Annotated in this window: 24 protein-coding genes and 1 pseudogene; 9 read left to right on the forward strand and 16 right to left on the reverse strand. The window is 43.8% G+C overall.

Annotation, left to right across the window (positions count from 1 at the left end):
* Positions 1 to 228 (forward strand): annotated as a pseudogene (locus ACP5KC_RS02145) (AAA family ATPase); the annotation flags it as partial.
* Positions 229 to 353: 125 nt separating this feature from the next.
* The gene (locus ACP5KC_RS02150; RefSeq protein WP_273433822.1) at positions 354 to 1,400 is read left to right on the forward strand and encodes a hypothetical protein; all 1,047 of its coding nucleotides are present in this window, start codon (positions 354 to 356) and stop codon (positions 1,398 to 1,400) included.
* A gap of 4 nt (positions 1,401 to 1,404) precedes the next feature.
* Here the strand turns inward: ACP5KC_RS02150 and ACP5KC_RS02155 are convergent, their stop codons facing one another.
* The 4 genes from ACP5KC_RS02155 to ACP5KC_RS02170 form a co-directional block, all read right to left on the reverse strand.
* Entirely contained in the window at positions 1,405 to 3,789 is a 2,385-nt protein-coding gene (locus ACP5KC_RS02155; RefSeq protein WP_052884469.1) for a tRNA(Met) cytidine acetyltransferase TmcA, read from the reverse strand.
* Between the two features lie 2 nt (positions 3,790 to 3,791).
* On the reverse strand, positions 3,792 to 5,126 hold the full coding sequence (truD, locus tag ACP5KC_RS02160) for a tRNA pseudouridine(13) synthase TruD (RefSeq protein ID WP_428286783.1): 1,335 nt from the start codon (positions 5,124 to 5,126) through the stop codon (positions 3,792 to 3,794).
* 39 nt (positions 5,127 to 5,165) lie between these two features.
* The gene (pth2, locus tag ACP5KC_RS02165; protein WP_052884929.1) at positions 5,166 to 5,513 is read right to left on the reverse strand and encodes a peptidyl-tRNA hydrolase Pth2; all 348 of its coding nucleotides are present in this window, start codon (positions 5,511 to 5,513) and stop codon (positions 5,166 to 5,168) included.
* Between the two features lie 66 nt (positions 5,514 to 5,579).
* Positions 5,580 to 6,077 carry an adenosine-specific kinase gene (locus tag ACP5KC_RS02170; RefSeq protein ID WP_052884467.1) on the reverse strand — a complete coding sequence of 166 codons (498 nt, stop codon included), beginning with the start codon at positions 6,075 to 6,077 and terminating at the stop codon, positions 5,580 to 5,582.
* Positions 6,078 to 6,194: 117 nt separating this feature from the next.
* Between ACP5KC_RS02170 and ACP5KC_RS02175 the strand changes: the two genes are divergently transcribed.
* A complete protein-coding gene (locus ACP5KC_RS02175) occupies positions 6,195 to 6,434 on the forward strand; it encodes a hypothetical protein (RefSeq protein ID WP_428286784.1) in 240 nt (79 codons plus the stop codon).
* A 4-nt stretch (positions 6,435 to 6,438) separates the two neighbouring features.
* On the opposite strand, the gene ACP5KC_RS02180 is transcribed toward ACP5KC_RS02175, so the two are convergent.
* Together ACP5KC_RS02180 and ACP5KC_RS02185 are read right to left on the reverse strand one after the other, a co-directional pair.
* Entirely contained in the window at positions 6,439 to 6,933 is a 495-nt protein-coding gene (locus ACP5KC_RS02180; protein WP_052884465.1) for a hypothetical protein, read from the reverse strand.
* Positions 6,933 to 7,724 (reverse strand): hypothetical protein, encoded by a 792-nt coding sequence (locus tag ACP5KC_RS02185; RefSeq protein WP_424740571.1) that lies wholly within the window; start codon positions 7,722 to 7,724, stop codon positions 6,933 to 6,935. Before ACP5KC_RS02185 ends, ACP5KC_RS02180 begins: the two co-directional genes overlap by 1 nt.
* A 194-nt stretch (positions 7,725 to 7,918) precedes the next feature.
* Between ACP5KC_RS02185 and ACP5KC_RS02190 the strand changes: the two genes are divergently transcribed.
* Complete coding sequence (locus ACP5KC_RS02190) at positions 7,919 to 8,137, forward strand: hypothetical protein (RefSeq protein WP_191118487.1); 219 nt, start codon at positions 7,919 to 7,921, stop codon at positions 8,135 to 8,137.
* Here ACP5KC_RS02190 and ACP5KC_RS02195 read toward each other — a convergent pair whose 3' ends face one another.
* Entirely contained in the window at positions 8,138 to 8,512 is a 375-nt protein-coding gene (locus ACP5KC_RS02195) for a hypothetical protein (RefSeq protein ID WP_273433816.1), read from the reverse strand.
* Between the two features lie 166 nt (positions 8,513 to 8,678).
* Here ACP5KC_RS02195 and ACP5KC_RS02200 point away from each other — a divergent pair, with 166 nt between their 5' ends.
* Positions 8,679 to 9,608, forward strand: coding sequence for a hypothetical protein (locus ACP5KC_RS02200; protein ID WP_428286785.1), 930 nt, complete (start codon positions 8,679 to 8,681; stop codon positions 9,606 to 9,608).
* 8 nt (positions 9,609 to 9,616) lie between these two features.
* On the opposite strand, the gene ACP5KC_RS02205 is transcribed toward ACP5KC_RS02200, so the two are convergent.
* From ACP5KC_RS02205 to ACP5KC_RS02245, 9 genes are all read right to left on the reverse strand, one after another.
* Positions 9,617 to 10,750 (reverse strand): TGS domain-containing protein, encoded by a 1,134-nt coding sequence (locus ACP5KC_RS02205; RefSeq protein WP_273433813.1) that lies wholly within the window; start codon positions 10,748 to 10,750, stop codon positions 9,617 to 9,619.
* A gap of 71 nt (positions 10,751 to 10,821) precedes the next feature.
* Complete coding sequence (locus ACP5KC_RS02210) at positions 10,822 to 11,124, reverse strand: hypothetical protein (protein WP_428286786.1); 303 nt, start codon at positions 11,122 to 11,124, stop codon at positions 10,822 to 10,824.
* A 99-nt stretch (positions 11,125 to 11,223) separates the two neighbouring features.
* Entirely contained in the window at positions 11,224 to 11,577 is a 354-nt protein-coding gene (locus tag ACP5KC_RS02215) for a hypothetical protein (protein WP_052884458.1), read from the reverse strand.
* On the reverse strand, positions 11,570 to 11,851 hold the full coding sequence (locus ACP5KC_RS02220) for a hypothetical protein (RefSeq protein ID WP_428286787.1): 282 nt from the start codon (positions 11,849 to 11,851) through the stop codon (positions 11,570 to 11,572). The genes ACP5KC_RS02215 and ACP5KC_RS02220 overlap by 8 nt, the downstream gene beginning before the upstream one ends.
* A 289-nt stretch (positions 11,852 to 12,140) precedes the next feature.
* Positions 12,141 to 12,419 (reverse strand): hypothetical protein, encoded by a 279-nt coding sequence (locus ACP5KC_RS02225; protein WP_052884456.1) that lies wholly within the window; start codon positions 12,417 to 12,419, stop codon positions 12,141 to 12,143.
* Entirely contained in the window at positions 12,416 to 12,661 is a 246-nt protein-coding gene (locus tag ACP5KC_RS02230; RefSeq protein ID WP_273433805.1) for a hypothetical protein, read from the reverse strand. Before ACP5KC_RS02230 ends, ACP5KC_RS02225 begins: the two co-directional genes overlap by 4 nt.
* The gene (locus ACP5KC_RS02235; protein WP_273433803.1) at positions 12,658 to 13,191 is read right to left on the reverse strand and encodes a hypothetical protein; all 534 of its coding nucleotides are present in this window, start codon (positions 13,189 to 13,191) and stop codon (positions 12,658 to 12,660) included. The genes ACP5KC_RS02230 and ACP5KC_RS02235 overlap by 4 nt, the downstream gene beginning before the upstream one ends.
* Positions 13,173 to 15,308 carry a hypothetical protein gene (locus tag ACP5KC_RS02240; RefSeq protein WP_428286788.1) on the reverse strand — a complete coding sequence of 712 codons (2,136 nt, stop codon included), beginning with the start codon at positions 15,306 to 15,308 and terminating at the stop codon, positions 13,173 to 13,175. Before ACP5KC_RS02240 ends, ACP5KC_RS02235 begins: the two co-directional genes overlap by 19 nt.
* Position 15,309: 1 nt before the next feature.
* Complete coding sequence (locus tag ACP5KC_RS02245; RefSeq protein WP_428286789.1) at positions 15,310 to 16,734, reverse strand: hypothetical protein; 1,425 nt, start codon at positions 16,732 to 16,734, stop codon at positions 15,310 to 15,312.
* A gap of 98 nt (positions 16,735 to 16,832) precedes the next feature.
* Between ACP5KC_RS02245 and ACP5KC_RS02250 the strand changes: the two genes are divergently transcribed.
* The 4 genes from ACP5KC_RS02250 (at position 16,833) to ACP5KC_RS02265 (ending at position 18,841) form a co-directional block, all read left to right on the forward strand.
* Positions 16,833 to 17,231 (forward strand): hypothetical protein, encoded by a 399-nt coding sequence (locus ACP5KC_RS02250; protein ID WP_424738083.1) that lies wholly within the window; start codon positions 16,833 to 16,835, stop codon positions 17,229 to 17,231.
* A gap of 9 nt (positions 17,232 to 17,240) precedes the next feature.
* Positions 17,241 to 18,344 carry a hypothetical protein gene (locus ACP5KC_RS02255; RefSeq protein WP_273433791.1) on the forward strand — a complete coding sequence of 368 codons (1,104 nt, stop codon included), beginning with the start codon at positions 17,241 to 17,243 and terminating at the stop codon, positions 18,342 to 18,344.
* The gene (locus tag ACP5KC_RS02260) at positions 18,337 to 18,477 is read left to right on the forward strand and encodes a hypothetical protein (protein ID WP_273433789.1); all 141 of its coding nucleotides are present in this window, start codon (positions 18,337 to 18,339) and stop codon (positions 18,475 to 18,477) included. The genes ACP5KC_RS02255 and ACP5KC_RS02260 overlap by 8 nt, the downstream gene beginning before the upstream one ends.
* Positions 18,478 to 18,604: 127 nt before the next feature.
* Positions 18,605 to 18,841 (forward strand): Lrp/AsnC ligand binding domain-containing protein, encoded by a 237-nt coding sequence (locus tag ACP5KC_RS02265; RefSeq protein WP_052884449.1) that lies wholly within the window; start codon positions 18,605 to 18,607, stop codon positions 18,839 to 18,841.
* Positions 18,842 to 18,866 lie beyond the last annotated feature (25 nt).

The following is an 18,866-nucleotide window of genomic DNA, read 5'->3' on the forward strand; positions in this document are numbered from 1 at the left end:
GTAGACCTAGCAGAACTAGCCAAAAGAACAGAAGGATACACAGGAGCAGACATCGCCGCTGTTTGTCGCGAGGCTGCGATCAGCGCCTTACGCGAGGCCGGTAAACCTACAAAAGTTACAATGAAATACTTCTTGAAAGCTCTTGAAAGCGTAAAGCCGAGCGTTACCAAGGAAGATCTCGAAAAGTACAAGAGGATAGCAGAAGAGTTTAGGAGAATGCTTAGCTAGCAACCTCATTAGATCAGTTGAGAGTTCTCATATCACAAATCATCTTTGGTACTCCTCATCATTTCAAAGTATGGTTGTCAGTATAATTATTTAAATTTTACAAAGAATAAATTCTCTGGGTCACATTGTCAAGACCTATATACTTCGCTGGTCTATCCTTGACCTCTCCCAGGGGCGTCAGCAGTGAGGATGTGGTGCTCTATAATATCCCAGAGTTCGCAACGGCATACAAAGAAAAGTTCGGCATCTTTTTTTTGCCCACAGTAACAGACTCAGAATTGAGTTTCGAGAGAAATAAGACCCGAATACTCGTACACTATTTTTCTTCATGGAAGGACTATGTGATCGTCACGCGTCCATTCTCTTTTTCCGTGGAAGAGGTTGAAGCAATAGCTAGAAAAATACGAGGCGAATCAAAAGTGATAGCGTCGATTGCAGCATCGAGACTATCTTCACTTACAAGACTCTCGTCCCGCTTCATGGGGATCGTGGACGGTTTTGAAATCGACCTGGGTCTCACGAGTCTTCTCATTGGTGAACATAGGAGTTTCGAATCCTATGCTATAGATGTTATCGAAGAGTTCGTTTCTGTCTCTAAAAGACCTGTTTTTGTGAAGGTTTCGCCGAGCGTACAATTAAGCAGTGAATTCCTAGAAAATTTGAGGCAAACCGGTATTGCAGGAATGGTCTTTACGCCTCACATCGTATATTCGATTGGTAGAGAGTTTTTTAGAGTTCATTCACCATACCTATCGAAATTATATGCTCTAATATGGGCTAAGCTGATCGCTAGCACAGATATTCCAACAGCTTATATCAGCGACATTCCAGAACACCTACTCGGAGAGGTGTCGGTTGAGAAAACATTCGATATATTATTGTTCGACACGGCTCTTCTCTCCACTCTTGTTGATATGCCTGGAGTAGTAGAATTAGACAAAGAGATGCCTATTAGGTGGAGGTATATCCCTGACCCTCTAAGACCTGCCATTGACGTAGTACGTGAGCCACAGTGTCTCAATGTTTGTCCTTATAGAGCTTTTTCCAAGGAAAAGAACCTCCATGATTCTCTCTCAGGTCTAGCGGTTGCAGACGAAAAGTGTAATGTTTGTGGCTTGTGTCTCTCAAGTTGTAAGGACGTTAAACTTATGGCGACTCTTACGCCTGAGTAGACTTTCACAAAACGTCGTCCAGCCGTAAAAAGTAGAACTTTTCCGCCTCTTCAGGGCTATTAACCCCAAGAAAAGCGGCTGAAAATATTTTCGCTATTTCCTTCAACTCGGCTGTGACCTGTGACATGTTTGACTGAAGATCATCAAGAGTCGCACGCCAACTCTTCGCCTGTAAGACCTTAGAGATGAGGAGGAGTTTTTGAAATAGAGTTAATTCAGGGCGCTTTGAGACCTTAAAGTAGTGTTTTGTAAGGTAACCCAAGACATCCATCGAGTTTTCGACGGTCATATCTCCCCAAGCGTACATCAAGAACCTCGCTTTCTTCAAAAGGGGTAAATTGATTGGTGGGTCGGGGTTAGGAGTGGATTCCAACAGTAGCAGAGCGACAGGTGGTTCCAAGTCGTAGTACGGTGATGGAAGTGTGTCCAATAGTTTTTCCTTAAATTCTCTCGCTATAACGTTAACTATTCTTTCAGCCTTCTCACTTAACGGTTTGATCACTATAACCGTGTACTCTCCGCTGATGGGATTCCTCTCGGGACTTAGATGCACAGGGATAAAGCCGTTCTTAACCCAGAATCTGAGAAGCTCCTCGGTTACTCCGAAGCCAGCTCCTATCCAGTCGTAGCCCCCTCTCCGCGCCTCTTCCTCAATATGTTTAAGGGCAAAGCTCCCAAGCCCCCTTCTCATTACTTGTGGATGTGTGGCTATTCGGACAATCCGAATACCCTTCAGCTCTCCAAAGTCCACAATTTTATAATGTTTTATTATCCTATCCGGTATGATGTTTCCCATAAGCCAAGCCCCCTTAGCTGACTCACGCGAGAGATCAGGACCCAGGGGGCCCTCAATAGCCAGCTCGAGAGAAACTACCACCTTTCCAGAGGGGGTCTTGACGATTCGAGTAAAGTGATGCGGGGCCTCCATCATGATGCCTAGGTCGTTTGGGTTGTTCCTGTAGTGCGCCATTATGTATATGCCGACAAATTGTCGTAACTCGTCTTCATTTTCTAAGAACAGCTTTTTCTCGTCTGGAACTTGATAGAGAAGATTCGTCTCGTTGATGGCCTTAATATCCTCATCTGTCAGTTGGGCAGGTTCAGCGTCCAACAAGAGCGTATCAAATATCCATTCCTCAATCGGGTCTTGCTTGGCATAACGTATTGGCTCATCCATCTCGTACTCTATAACCTCCACATCGTTACGTGCGCGAAGACGTGTAAGAAACCTTACCGAGAAGCCGCGACCTGCACCTTCATACCCGTGTATCGTGGTGGAAAAAACAATTTTATCATACCTTTCCAGGAACTTAAACAACATTGTCACGGGTATTGCTGCTGCTTCATCCACAACAAGCACATCTCCACGGCTCTTTAAAGCTTCGAGAGGTGGTACGTATGAGATATCGATTCCTTTCCCAGAAATTCCCACTATTCTGTTTTCGCTATGGGTTAGCTCAACTGGATGATTGTAGAGCCTGAGAACACGGTCTGCGAATCGAAAAACCTCCTGCACGTTGGTCTCACTGGGCGAGGTGACTACTACCTTGCATTTTCCTTTGGCTCTGCGTAACCTGTGTACTAGCCACCCTAATCCTATACCGACTACAGAAGATTTTCCTCTACCTCTATCAGCCGTCAACACTAAGACCTGTTTTTTCAGGCTCTTAGCGTAGAGAAACTCGAATCTCTTGAGAACCTCCACCTGATCCTGTGTAAGGGCAAGCTTGTATACTTTAAGGGGAATTCGCGTCTTCTCAGGAATGATTATTTCCCGCGAGGTGTAATCCGAGGTTTTTTCTTGAGAGAATTTTCTGAGAAAGTATCTATTATCCGCGTCATATATCGCTATTCCATTGTGCTCGTAGAGCTTCTTTAACAATCGCTGTGTAAAATATCTCTTGAGCTGATCGGGAGTATAACCTGGGACGATTAAATTGCTTTGAAATCGCGTTATCGTCTCAAATATTCTCTGCTGAGAAGGTAAGAGAAGAATGTATAGTCCTCCTCCCCTAACTACACCCATTAAGCGACCGAGGTCGTTTGGCTCGAGGTTGTTTAACAGGTCTGCAATGCAGAGAGAGTACGTTCGCCCAAGTATTACATCCAGCTGGTGGTAAGATACATATTCTATGTTTAGATCCTTCGGTACTCCCCTAGCGAATAACTCCCGTCTCATGCCACCATCAGAGTAGAAAGCGTGATAAGTGTAGAGAATGGGATCCTCACCTACAAAGTCTCGTAACTCGTAGAGGAAGTCGAGGGCGGCAGTTACTAGACGGGAGTCGTCGTCGCTGAGTATTACAAGTAAACGTCTGTGGTGTTCACGCCTAGCCTTTATTAACTCATCGTGCACTTCGTCCAAGTGTTCTTTCGGGATCAACGGCATAATTAAAAACCCTGTAAGACAGGGTCTTTTGGCTTTATAAATTCACGCAAGAGTGTTGTCGCATACATTCCCTTCCTTAAAGCGAATGAGAAAATAATATCATCTCCATCTTCGTGTATTCTTAGATCTAGGGGCTTGAGACCCGCAGGGCGGTAAGTACCAGCCGAGGAGGCTTCAGGTATACTTTTCACGTAGAAACGTGTAACATCTATCCCCTCTTCCTTGAGTATGATCCTCTCTATTTCGCCCTGTTTACCCTGAGACAGTTGAGTATTATACCCAAATATCGGCAGGAGAAGCAGTGCTCTTCCATCCAATACAAGCTTGCGAAGTTTATCTATATTAGCTTCGTTGGCTACAAGTACTGAAGTATACTCGTGATGGTATGTGCTTGGGAAAATGCCAACGTAATCGCCAGGGGAGGGGAGCATCCAAGAGAGGTCCTCCTCTATTCTTCTGCTTAGAACCTTGTTAAAGAGATAGGCCTGGTATGCTCCAACGTAGAGCTTTCTGATGTAGCTAGAGATGCTTCTGAGAGCCCCAACATAGTCGTTAGGCCTTTTGGCAAGGTGGGCTATCACGCTTCTCTCGCTCTTCATACTCTTAGGAAAGATTTCTAAAGTTCCTATGTAGTCGCCCGTTGATGCAAGATATTCTCTTGCTTTTTTAGCGATGTCTGATTCATAAGGAAAAATCCTTAATAGAAGCTCCTCTACGGCTTCTTTAAAGTTTCCCATAACTATGTTTTTTCCAACGATATGAGTGATAGGTCTTATGCTGCCAAACCGTTGATAGCCAACATAGTTTGGAATGTAACTCACTTCTTTCAGCTCCTCTGTTAACCTTTTTAAGTTGCTTCCATCAGCCTCTCTTACACGTACGGTGAATTCGTTGCCAAAAAGAAGGCCAGGCCGCAGCGCAAATGGTCGCCGGAAGGGACAATGTATTTTTATCCGTGTATTTGACTTGTTGAATTCCTCGATTAGTTCTTCATTTATGACCCCTTTAATGGATACAAATTGGAAAGTTACCGCTGATGTGTCTTTTAGACCTGCAAATCCGATGTCTTTCTTCCTCACATTCAGATATCTTTGTATTCTTTGTACAGCACTAACCGAGTCTAGACCTCTCTTCTCGACAACTACCCATGTGTATTCTCCGCTTCCCTTTGGAAGATTGGTGCAAAGAGAAGTGGCTTTAATACCATCGATGCTTATTTCTTGCACAATGAAGTCGTCTATCTCTCTACGTATTCTTCCCCCTATACCATCAGAGTCCAGGCCATAGTATCTCATTTCTAAAAGGTTGTCGAGTTCTGCCAGAGCTGGACGAACCATCTTTTACACATGTCGAGGAATCCCCCCTATCTTAAAAATTCATAGTAGTTTAAGCTTCCCGGTGACCTTGTCCAGAAGGCTTGCAGGTGCAGGACCTATGCCAACGGACGTTATCGTACCAGGCTCGAGTTGCGTTAATCCCATATCTCTTACTAGTGAAACGGGTAAGCCTAGGCTTTTAGCCTCCTCATAAACACTTAGAAGCTCTTCAAGGGACTCGACCCTAACTACTATCTTCTTCTGCCCGCTTTCAAGCCATCTTTCTACCCACTCGGGCTTCATCCTTTGAGCCTCCAGGAACGCGCCAAGGGAAGCGTGTGCACCCTGAGCTACCATTTTGCCTCTTCCCATTTGGAGATCCCGTCTAACCACTATGACCTGCTTGATTTCTTCCTCCACAAGGCGTCAACTCTAACTTATTATCTTAGGATTCCCGCAGATTACAAGCAAGAGCTAGCCGCGCTTATAGCCAATTTTCCTGAGAAATTCGATTCTCTTCCTTTTGTCCGTCTCCGTCTCCACACCCACGACAGTGTAACCATCAATTACTCCCAAAACCCCTCTACCCTGCACGGTCTCGGCGACAATGACCTGGACAGGGTTTGCTGTTGCACAAAAGATATGTGCTATTTCGTCTATGTTTCTTAACTTGCTAAGCACGTTTATAGGCCAAGCATCTCGGATCAGCAAGACGAAAACATGTCCAGCGCCTATTCTCTGCGCATTCTGAATTGCGGCATTTTTCAACTCTTCATCGTTTCCATCCCACCTGATGAGCCTATCACCGCTGGCCTCGTTGAAGGCTAGCCCGAATTTTATTCCTGGAACACTCGTAACCACTGCCTCGGCTATGTCTTCAACGCTCTTTATGAAGTGGGTCTGGCCGATTATAATGTTAGACTTCTCCGGCAGAATCATATCGATAATTTCGATTTTGACCCCATTGTTCATACAAGAACAAGTTTTTAGCTCTGCTAGAAAAAAATAACGCACTAGCTCATCATCCGTGTCTAGGTTATAGTAAACATTTTTTAATGTTCTTGATTTTCACAGACGTGGCATATTCCTATGGTTGATGACCCACAGAACTGTATGATGGAGAACTGTACGCGGCATGCCGAGATAATGCTAGAGGTAGGCGGACAGGTTATTTACCTTTGTAGACCACATTTCAGCCAGCTTGTTTCGAGAATGGAGAAGGCTGCTGAAAGGAGAGGCAATATATCACCGAGAAGCTTGAGGATAGAAAAGTTAAACGATGGTAAAATAAGGGTACGCATAGCCCGGGCCAGGGCGGGAAAACGCTAGTTGTCTAACCTGTAAGGATTCTTATTTGTTCCTCTACAGTTTTCCTTAGTTCCTCGTATACTTCTTTCGAACTTATTATGCCATCTCGAAAACTGTTCTCAATCTCTTCAAGTTTTTTCTTTGTCTCCTCTAAGCTCGTGTCTAGCGGGATGCCGATACGTTTCATGTGCTGGATACTCTTGAGAGACGCGTGTTCATAAGCAACCCATAGATTTTCAAGTTCATGAACCATAGTGACCGTTTCGGATGAAAGTTCATCGAACTTCTTCTGCGACTTCTCTTCTTCCAATAGCCCCAGTTCAACTTTCAATTGTATTTCCTCGAGTTCGCTGAGATTAGAGGATATCCTGGTTTTGAGGACAGCTATTTTTTCGAGCAAGGCAGGCCTTGTCTTTTCCCATTGGAGAAGGGCTTGTTTCGTTGTGGAAACATATTCTTCCCATGCCTTGTCGGCGCCGTCAAAGATATTTTTTATTTCTTCCAAGGCCATTGTAGCCATTACTCCTCGACCTCCTCCCGTATTCTCTCTAGTCTTTTAAGTTTAGCCTCCAATTCTGCCCTAAGTCTTCGGTATGTCTCCTCAGCCACCTCCCCCTCTTTGAACTTCTGTTCAAGCTTGTTTAGGGCTAGCCTTATCTTTGCTATTTCGGGTTTAACCTCAGCTACTTTTACGCGCTTGTAGTGAGGAATGACGAGCCTGTCAAGCTCATCCAGCTTACGCTTTATGTTATCCATCTCGGAGTTTTTCTGAGATATCTTTGAGTCGATCTCCGACCTCAGTTCTTGATAATGAGTGTCATCTAGAATACCTAATTTATGTTTTGTCTCTATCCTTTCCAGTTCCTCGGTTAATGTGTTTATCGAGCTTTTAATGCTGAGTAATTCTTTTTCCAGATAGTCTCTTAGGTTCTCCCACTTCTCGATAACCTCACGTGCATCGCGCTCATATTCCTCCCAAATTCTGGAGAGCTCGGAAGCGCGAGTAATCAATGTGTCTATTTCCTCTGTGATTTTTTCTAAGCCTGTTCTCTCTTCTTTGACTTCGGGGCTCAGAGTCTCTGGTTTTTCGATTTTAATTTGTGTCTGTGGTTGAGGAGCCGGGACTATTTGCTCGACAGGCTTTTTCTCCTCAGTGGATTTCTTCCTCCATTCTATGTAGTATGGGCATTCCCAATATTCCATAAGGCAAGGCATGAATGCCGGGTCTACTTCAACGCCCCCCGCGTACTTGCAATAGAATCTTCCCCTTGTATCCCGATAAAGGCCCGGACAAACGCCGCCTGTAGACATCCAAAACCTATCACTATAGTGAATAGCCAATATTATTATTATCGTTGTGAATTGTGTTCAAAGCACATACAAATAGTGTTATTTTCTAGTGGTTTACCCATTACACACATAGGAGGCATGCAGCCTAGAGCCCCTATATGTTGCATGTGACGGTAGAGCTTATTTATCGCAGGGCGGTTTTTAGAGGGTTGTTTATGCTTGAGGAGTCGGTTTGCAGGTATTACAGACCAACAGCGAAGGGTAGTAGGTGTGTTTTCATAGGGGTTTCTGAGTGGAAAGCCCTTAACAATAAATACCTGCAGTATTGCAAAGCAGGGGGTTCGGGCTGTCCGGTTCTGGCGACAATAACGAAAAAGATGTCTAACAACCAAGCTAGAAAGGGTGGCGGTCGTGTCTTGCTTGAGGAGGGCTGACTATCTCCTATCACTTGGGGTCGTTCTGGCTTTTACGGGTGTTGTGGTAGCTTTGTTCACTTCAAAGGAAAGGGCCATGAGCCTTCCCCTGATTTTAGCCTTGTTGCCCGTGATCTCCATGCTCTTTTTGGGGGCATCAAGGCGTGGAAGAGACAGAATCGCAGTTTTACTGGTTGCCTCCATAACTATTGTTTTCTCATCACCTTTCTTGTCCCTAGCGATTGTAGGGCTAGAGGACAAAGTCAAGAGTGGGGTAATATCCTCTATATTCATAAATAATTTGACTACAGGTGATGGAAGGAGTACCCTCCTAATATACTCTTTACTAGTCTTTGCCTCCTTTATTTCATCCTTGTTGTTAAGTAGGATCTTCATTAGCTATTTTTTGCCTAGTTTAAGTGTAGATGGGATAGTGAACCCTATTTCAATGCTTACTCGTTTGTCAAGCATAAAGTCTTGGTCGATTTTTGGATTTCTCGTCGGTTTTATCCCTTTATTAATCTTCCCGGGAACTCTTCCTGAGTTTTTAACCTTAATTTATATGCTGGTCGCACCCATCCCTGTACAGTCTGCACTCTTGACTTTCGAGGTCTTGAGATACTTTGGCCTGGACTCATTGATAGGTTTTCCCGGAGTGCTCGTCGCATTGACAGTTTACTCTATTATAGTTTCACGACAGGGTGTTAAGACTGAAAAAGGAGCAGCTTCATTTCTTTTATTGTTTGCATCAAGTATACTTCTCATTCTTCTTACTTTTTTTATTCTCTTCGGGACAAAATTTCCCTTGTATGCCTTTCTCTACATACTTTCCCTCTTCTCGTTAACACTAGTTTTTCTTCATTCCGAAGCTAGAGGCTTCTTGTTGAGCCCATTTCTAGCTATGCTGGTTATTTCCTTGTTTTCAGGTATAAGCGTGGGAGAGAACAAACGTATTCTTAGCCCTCTTACCCCTCTCCTTATCGCTGCTGCGCCAGCAACTCTTGCAACTCTTTATGAATTCATTGCTATACGTGCAATCCCTGAAGAAGAGGATTGCTCTTATCTGAGAGTTGTCCTCATAACTTTTGTAGTACCTCTGGTATCCTATCTATATTACACGGGCGGGAGTTACGGTTTCACGTTTACCCAAACATCTTCATTACAGGAATTATCATGGATGAGCGTATTTGCTGCCTTTATCGCCGTATTGTTCACAGTTATTCAGCAGAGAGTGGCTAAACACTTGTTGAGTAGAGGCTCTGCTCTATTCATTCCATTATCCCTAACTATACTACATCCTGTAGGCCTTGCACTGGGTTACATATTTCTTTATGCAAGGACGATGGAATCTCTTATATTTATAATTCCGGCATCCATCCTAATCCTGACCGTTAAAGTGTTAATCTTTTTCAAGCAAGTTTCGTTGAAGGAATTCAACTTTATGGTTCTTTTGGGCTCAGGATCCGCGTTGCTACTTCTTTTGCTTCTTTAAGCCTAACGTTACCCGCCAGCAATTTGAATGATATCACCATCTCCCAGCTCAAAATCTTTTCCAACTTTACGCGGATTGAATGTGAAGCGGTTGCTCCAGACCCAAGCATACTTGAAACTCTCGCCTAGCTGCGAATGTATGATTCTCGCCACTTCGATTACCTTAGCTCCACGTCTCACCACGATGGGTCTTTCTTCCACCTCTCCCGTTCTAGGATTACGTGTGTAAACCCTTATCAGGTCCAACTCTCGGAAAATATATTCGGCCATCCTTCCGAAATCTATGGTTTCACAACCTTTAATGAGGTGTACAGGAATACCAAATTCACTCTCGAGTGTTCCACGCATTACTTCCGCGTCCTGGATATGGTCTCCTGGCGAGTAAAGAACAACAATGGTAGGCTTGTAAGCTATTTCCCCGAATAATGCCTCCTCAACATCGTCTAACGTGGCTTTTCCAGTAACTTTGACAACGGCATGGTAAATTCCATAATCGCGAAGGAGAGCCGCAACATCTTGGAGTGTTGTGCCTTCGAGTTCACCTATCACGACAACTCCTCCCGTCGATCTTCTCTCTATTTCGACGCTCGCTCGCGGCTTCTTCCAAGCTATCCTAGACTCTTCTAGGGCGTCAAGCAAAGCCTTAACCTGGCTTTCTACTCCCGGTACCATGTCGAGGGCTAAAATGATTGCATCGGCATTTCGTGCTAAAGCCATCAAACGAGATTGCGATGAAGCGTCGCCGAAAAGTGGTGGGGCACTGATTATTTGGAAGTATACACCCTCCCAAGTTTTCATGCCTGGAACAGGCTTCTTGGAATCTGTAACTTCTATCCCGGTGATGCAGCGAAACACAGCCTCACGACCGGGTCCGGGATAGCCCAGCACAACTACCTGGATATCGCCCTCTTTTTCTACAAAGAATTGTTCGCCGCCACCAACCTTTTTCTTTCTCTTGAGTTCTATTTCTCTTCGGAGTGCAGCAATTTGACGAGTAACCTGCATGCGAAGTCTTTCCGTCCCCTTGTGCTTCGGGACGGCAGAGAGGAACTCCTGTAGAGCTTGAAGTTTTTCCTCTGGCGTCTTCGCGTCCATAGCTTTCTTCCATTTACTCTTTGCCTCGGCTGGGAGATTCGTGGGCATTTTATCCTATGGTGTTAGGAGTATTTTTGACACTTTTTAACTTTCCTTTTAATCAATCAAGTTTTCAACTACTACCGCCTGCCACCCTGCGTCACGGGGGCCGGCTCATGGGTTGCCCTTCTAGGGGTTATTGTTTTGCTCCTAGTGGTTGTATCTTTCTCCTCTCCGTGGCGACTACGACTCCTTGGTGTGTCGGGGTGTAGGCTTCGATTCTCGTCGGTGTTGGTGGGCTGTATCCTACTCTTCTGGTTATGTTTAAGCATGCGTTTCTGACTAGGACGCAGTTCTTGCACACGCATCGAAGCTTTCAGGGCGTACACCGACATCCTTCCAGACCAAAGGAAGGCACTCGACAGCATCAATACAATGCTCATGGAGCTAGAAGAACTCTCAGCTAGGATTGAAGGATTTCTCGAGTCCTTGTTTAAAGATAAGCTTACCTGAAAGCCGGAAAATTACAAAGTACACTATTTTTAGGGTGTTCTTACGAGGATTTTACCATTCTTCTTGAGCAATAAGAGTTGGATTTTTCCACCAATCCTCATTGCTCTCTCAACGACAACTGGAGCGAGAATGGCTGTCTCATTTAACCTCTCGAAGCACATACTAGACACAGGTACCCTGGTCACTATCAATCCGTTCTCGATATACAAGTCAAGATTATATTCACTACGTAGAGAAGTACCCTCAGGTGAGTTAGCAAGATAACATAGGTCTCTAATCAAGGCTGCATCCTCGTGAACGGGAGAGTTAAAAACCGCTAGCCAATACGTGAAGACAAGCGTACTCACAATGACGTCTAATAGGATCACTATTGCATCATCCACCGCTTATCACCAGCTTGTTCCCCCATTTGTCCATAAGTGTACAGGGATAGTTTCCTTTAATGGCAAGAAGTGTTCCATTGACGTAATCGTGAGGACAGAGCGGTTTTAGATAGACTTTTATCTTGATAGCGTAACTGTAGCTTGCTAACTTGAAGACTTGATAACTGGAGGTTTCATATATTCTCAGAATTCTTCCCGTTAACGGGTCGACCTTCAACCCGACTAGTTTATATGAGTATTGTAATTCGAACACATCTTTTCCAACGTTCGTCACAACATACCCCCTGCAAACTAAGGCCCCATGATCATAAGATGATTCATTCACCAGCAGATAGAGATTATACGAGAGGAAGTTAACCGGGTATATATACCGAGAAATCTTTTGGAGTTTTACATTAGCTTTACCGGGATCCGAGCACGAAGCTCTAAGGGCTACCAAGAGCGCTGTGTGAGCATCCTCTCCACGGTAATCTGTACGATAAAAATTATGTTCCGAGCTCTCTAAAACTAGAAAGCTTAAAAGCACTATAGCGAGTAATCCAATTGTTCCTCTGCGCCTCATATTATCTCTTCCAGCTGAAAGATATCACTCTAGGCTCCTCACCGCACCATACAATAATATTGCCTACCGGGTAATCGGGTAAAGGAGCCGTGGCATTGACACTCCTCATTATCTCATCAACGTCGTCGCAGCTGGCGTAAAGCATGACATAGGCCGCGATAGTCGCCGTGTTACGTGCCTGAATGAAATTATATGTGAGCGTTTTGACTTCATGGCTTGAGACTCTAGTCAGAGTCAATAGGACAACTATAGCTATGATTGCCGCTGAAAGAGTTCTCAAGGTTTGACCACCTCAACTCTAGATCCGTTTTTGCATAATGTAATGCTGTATCCGTGTATTGAGTCGTTGTAATAGATTGGTTTGGATGCATAGATAGTCAGACAAGATCCCTCGGGCATAAGGCTTGCAATACTTTCCACCTCTCTTTTACTGTGGTTTGAATATGCAATATAGAAGCTTAGGAGAGAGCCTAAGAGCAGTATTTCAAAGAAAGCCAGCAGATTATCTCCTATAGACTTCAACACCTATTCACCTGATAGATAACAACTTTCAACTCCTGAGGTCCTTCCAGTTCCACATTTCTACCACAATAGCTTAGAGAAAGGTCGTACACCCTGACAGTAAAACTCCTTCTCGAGAAACATAGCCTGTCGGCAAATCCATCAAAGGAAGAGTCATATAGAACCAGGGTGTTATTGCCTTCAAGGAGTCTTGGAAGGAAATATATTTTACATTTACTTCCCTCGTGTATTATCGACAACCATGATTCATTGAGAGGGGTTATGCGGCATTTTTCCAGCTCGATAATGGGTAGACTTGCCCTTGTCACTGTAAGGTTGTTTGCCTTAACTTCGCAAATGGTCCTGTTTATATAGACCTTCGAGTTTAGATCCACGAGAGTAGCCTGGGCTAGAACGTTGAGTTGGGAGGGCTCAACAGTAAAATGCCTTGACTGGCCCTGCACTAAAAGAAGTATAGTGGTAAGGACTGTTATAGTAAACGAAGCGAGGATTACTAGCCTTATTGTATCGATCAAAGCTTTTCGAGCCATGGTATCACCAGGACCTCTCTCGTCATTCCTGGAACGTAGAGAACCTCAAGAGAGTGCCTGTTACCATCGTATAAGGGAATGATTATTGGCTCTAAATACCTCTGCTCGTTTTCCCAGAGTACAACTCCGCTTTCCCTTGATATCAGTCTGACGTACAATCTCCCTGGTATCCAGGTTTCATTTAACGTGAAGAGTTTTTCTCTAAGCGTTCTCTTTTCTCCGAGTACAACAGGCTCTCCCCAAAGCAACTTCGTGTCACCGTTGACCTTTGTGAAGGTCACCGGAGTCGATACGGGTACAAGTATGAGTTCTAGCGTTGTATTAGGGATGAGGAGATTTCTCCCCCAAGAAGCATAAATCTTAATCCTTGAGATTCTTGTAACATTCTGCAGAAGGGAGTAATTTATAGTCAGTCGTCCATTTGAAGCGGGTACTGTGGTAAGTATCAAGTCGTTATAGCTAGCTGTAACATTATAGTTTTCCCACGGCGGAAATGAAGTAAAGATTATCTCAGCTTTATTCAAGCTATACTTTATTTCTTTTATTGAGATTACAGGGACAATTGTTCGAAAATAGTAAACCGAGTCGTTAAGCTTGAGATAAACCGCCATGTTAGGTTTTTCGGGTGCCATTATGGAGAAAAGATAGAATTTAGAGGATCCATTCAGGAATAAAGGTAACTTTATTGACGGTGTTCTATCTTTGACAGTCTTTGTCCCCGCTCTAGCACACTCGCCGTACTGTTCTGAGACTATGAGAGATCCGCTAGCACCTTGAAGTGTTATAATTTTGCTTCGAGTCGTGTCGAGCAATATTAGGCTTGCATTTGTTGAGAAGGTGTAAACTCCTGGCTTTATGGGTATGAAATGTGTACCGTTGGCTGGCTGGAAGTCCATTCCCGGTAATAGATATGTAACTGGAGCTTTTTGACTGAGAGAATAGACGGCCCTGACGTATATGTTAGAATTTATAGTTCCTGTGAGACTGTTTGTCTGTATTTTTGTAGATCCTATAAGCCAGTAGTCGAAGAAGACTTTGTCCTGAGATTGACCTTCGAGAGTTAGCTTCAAGAAACCCTTGGTATTCGAATCAAGTTGAGCTGAAACGTCGATTGTTTCGGCTTCTAAGGTTATGTTTCTAAGAACGATGGTTCCATTGCCGGGGATCAAGAAGCCCGTGTAAAGGGTTTTACGTAAACCAGTAACGCTAACAGCGTTAATTCTCAGGGAGTATATTCTGCTTGTGAAGCTAAAGCTAAGGGTTATGTCGAAGCTTCCCGTATAGTACTCTCCACTGCTACACGTTCTTATGGTGGAGCTACTGTTTGTCTCGTCCCATGAACAATATTTTGTCAGGGTTTTTCGTACGAGCAAGGTGGTCTCGCTTGGAGCTCTAAGAATATATCTTGTTCCCTCCTTTAACTGTAATGAAATACTCTTACTGGTAGTAGAGCCCTCGAAAACTAAATTAACGTTGAGCTGTGAGGGCTCACCACTTAAAGTTATCGTTCCATAAATGGCATACCCTGGGGGAGATTGAATAAGAGAGTCTATGTTAACGGTATACTTCTTTTCGGTGACGACGGGCTGGGTTAAACCGAGGCTAGCATATGCTACGCTGTAGTCTTCAGGTAGTCCCTCAAGTGGATAATTATAGCCATAGGCATGTGCCGTTCCTGTAGTAGCCACTTTTCCCCCTATAGACATTATTGTGGGTCCAGAATACGAGTTGAGGTCAAAATATGCCCTAGGGTCATCGGTTTGAGGCAATATCCAAGATAAGCCCCCGTCTACCGTCGAAGCGCTGATTGAAACTATTTCTATTATTGTTTGAAGCGTCTGGTGTTCACCGGAGGCAGTAGCCTTTAGGTTTGCCCACCCTGAAGCCAGGGTGGGCGTTCTGATGATCCAGTTTGTGTAAAGTTTTGATGAAAGTGCAACGGGTAAGGGACTCTCTCCTGTGGTCAATGAGGAAGTTAAGTCCACGTTCCTTGATGCTTCACCCGTTTTACCGGATCCCGGAGGAACCATTATCCAGATCACCAAGGAGTCGTTCAGCGCTAATGCTAGGGGTGCATAGAGGACCATGACAATGAGGAGAACATATGATTTCTTCAAGTTAATCACCAATGAGACAGAGGCTCAGACTGTCACCTTGGAGATATATGTCCAGTGCAAACTCGCCCGTATTAGGTAGTACTCTGAGTTCCTTTGTCAGGATGTTAAGTGAATATGAGTATTCTATAAAGTCGAGGCCGCTCACAATTACGCGTGTAGCATTGTATGTTTTTCCCTCAAAATATTCTTTCAGATTATCGAGATTGACTGTTATTATATATGTTCCGCCCTGTAAAGTGAAGGAGGGAACCCTGTCGTAGGGTTTTCCATTCAAATAGACAAGACCAATATTGTTATGCCATGTTGTAGTAGTCATCCTCAACGTTATATGTCCTGAGGTTTTGGGTAGGATTACTAACAACCTTGCAATGGAATCCGTACTTATTTGTAGACAGCCATTACTAGTGGTGATATTGTATCTATCAGTCAATCCGAAGACTTTCCGGTAATCCATAAAAGGGTCTTCGACTCTCTTGAATCCACCACACTTCTCGCATATGATTATAGTATCTGAGGAAAATTTTCGCTTTAAGACGTATTCTAAACTCTCGCTGAACTCACCCCCTGAAAGGACACGTATCTTTAAGGCAATAGGGGGAAGTGTACTGTTTGAAATCCAAGGAGGAGTGATCCAGCCTCTTATACATAAATAATGTGTCGAGTTATAATCAATGCAACCCGTCGCCGTGTTTCCGCTACTGTATAGCCCGATCTCGAGAGTGGAGTTTTCCACAGGTCTCAATTCGAAGAATCCTTGCCGGTAAGATCCATTAACCCAAGCTCCTACGGGGAAATTAAAGCGTAAAATGTAGAACCGAGGTCCTCTCACTATTATATGCGTATCGTTTTCTAATCTAAGTGAGACATTGATAGGATAATATTCCACCAGCTTCTCGCGTGGGATAATCACGGTAGTAGAACACATCAACGTATAGTCGTCGAGATAGTCGCATGTAGAATTGAGATTAATGGTGGAGTTGATAGGGATCTTCAAGGTTGCTTTCCCGTAAAGCCGCGTCCCATTAAGGAGGAGTGGCGCTTCAGCATTCAAGGTTAATAGGACATATTTCCTTCTGTATTTAATCTTGACTATTGTGTCATCGAGAATCGTTAAGTTAATCTCGGTGCTCAAAGGCTCATATAATCCGACGGGTTGTGGACGAATAATAATCACTGAGCCATTAGGAACTCTCAGTTTAACTGGTAACTCATAAACATCTCTGTTGATTTCGACCTTGCCTCCCCCTATGTCTGACTCGATGTAAAGAATTTTCAGGCTTGCTGAGGTTTGTGATAAAGGAGGTAGAATTACTTTGCTCTTAGTACTTACATCGATGTTTTTATGATACGTCCGTGACGTCAAGGCGGCAATCAAGCTTAAGAATAATATGGTGGTTAAGATTGCCAATAACTTTTTCCTCTTCATCGTGTAAACCCATTCCAGTGCCTATAAAAAACAGGGAAAACAGTGGGTTCCCTATTATCCGTTTTAAAAACCTTGCTCCATAACTCTACGAGAAGGATATGAGCGAAGAGGTTGGTAGATCCATAATGCTTATTATAACGTTGGCTGTTGTCTCATTAATAGGCTTCTTTATCTACCAGGTAGCCTCTACTACAACGAGCAGGCCTGTACTCGTCCAGGCGGGAGACGCTGTTCTTACATCCTCAGGAAACACTTACTCAGTGATTCTATGGCTCCAAAACGCGGGCTCATCCTCGGCTGACCTTACATCCGCAACTCTCGTTATTAATAATTACAATGTTAGTGCTCCGCTTACATGTTCACCTGCTATAATTCCTAGCGGAGCCACGGCAACATGTAGAGCCTCTTTTGTATCTACAAGTGCTATAACCACGGCTGCGACAGGTTATATCGTCACGAGATATGGAGTGTACAAGGTGGTAATGGTTAGAAGCTAAGGTGCACACATGAAAGACCTCCTAGAGGACTTGGAAATGCTTTTTCTTTTATCCTTTATCGACGCCCCACCTAGCTACGTGATGACATGGCTTAAGAACAGAGGGATAGGTTACAAGTTCTCAAGTGAGAGGATAGAAGAGAGAATTAGAGAAGACGAGAGAACAGGGACAAAGGAAGGTATTAGAAGTGTACTGGAAGAGACTATTAAGAGCTTGGAGTTTAAGCTTGAAACTTTCTCTAATCGCGTTGATAACATAAGTGAAGTCTATACAATTACTCTTCTTATAGCGCCTGTCATGCTCTATGCTGTGGGGTTATTCCAACCCGAAACTGTAAAGGTCTCACTATGGGTTCTTCTCTTACTGAATGGTCTTCTTTTAGTTCTTTTCAGGGATCTTCATCCACGTGTATTTAAGTTAAAGACGAATTCGTCTTCCATCCTTGGAAGTATCGCCTTATCGGTTGTACTCTCTTTCATTTTTTTAAAAATAGAAAATCTAAGGGTTTCTCTTGTGGCACAAATCCTGACGAGCCTACCGTTTGCTGTATCCGCGCTTAGGCGTTGGCGAAGAATGGAGAGTGAGCTCAGGGAGAATCATACTATCCTGTTAAAGGCTCTCACAGAACCCTTCCACCTCTTCCGTGCCGTACCTCCAGGGCTTCTGACGGCCGAGACATATTTTGGTATAAGCCGGAGCCTACGGCTCACGCTTTATCTATCCTCATTCTGGGGGATTGAGGAAAAAAGCGCGCTTCTCTTCACGTATGAAAAGATATATAATTTCTACAAGAAAACTACCAGGAAAGGTTTCCTAAACGCTGCAATGAACCTGCTCACGATATTTCTTTTAGGCTTCGCCTCAGCTATAGTGAAGAACATTCTGAAGACTCTACCACTCGATGCGATGCAACAATGGGTCACAATTGGAGATAAATCTGAACTCTTTTGGACCATTGATGTTTATGTAATGCTGGCATCGATTCTATACGCGTTAGGTCTAAGCATCATCTCGTTGGGAAGTCTGGAAATGGCACCGTTTTGGATACCTCTCGTCTCTACGGCATTACTTCTTGGAGAAGTGTTAGGGGAGAGGTTGCTCGTGTATGGATAAAGCCCTCTATGCTTCTATCCTTATACTCGCAATTTTGCTCTTATTTTCTGCAATAATCTTACTAGAAGTTTCACCCTTTATCGGGACAATCACTATAACTGAGGACGGCTCTTTACTTGTTCCAAGGGTTTAGTTATCCTAATAAACCCTAACCTAAGGATTCTGTCATAGAATCAGAAAAAGAAAAAAATCCGTGTCTGATTGAAAAACAAATTTATATCACTTTTAAAGAATTAGAACAGTCACCACGGAGAGAGCCGATGGTCAAAGGATACATACTGGTGATAACAAAGCCAGGCAAGGAATATGAGGTTGCACGAGAAATACTCAAGATGCCATTCGTAGACGACGTTGATGTCACCTATGGATTGTGGGATCTAGTTGTCAGAGTTAATGCTCCCTCGTTCCCGGAGCTAGATAAAGTTATCATGACTATTCGAAGTCTAAAAGATATAGAGCAAACCGCCACACTTGTGTCCCAAGAACCTGGAGCATAGCTTTGAAGTTTTCATTAAGTTGAGT

Source organism: Infirmifilum sp., assembly GCF_049970975.1.
Taxonomy (GTDB): domain Archaea; phylum Thermoproteota; class Thermoprotei; order Thermofilales; family Thermofilaceae; genus Thermofilum; species Thermofilum uzonense.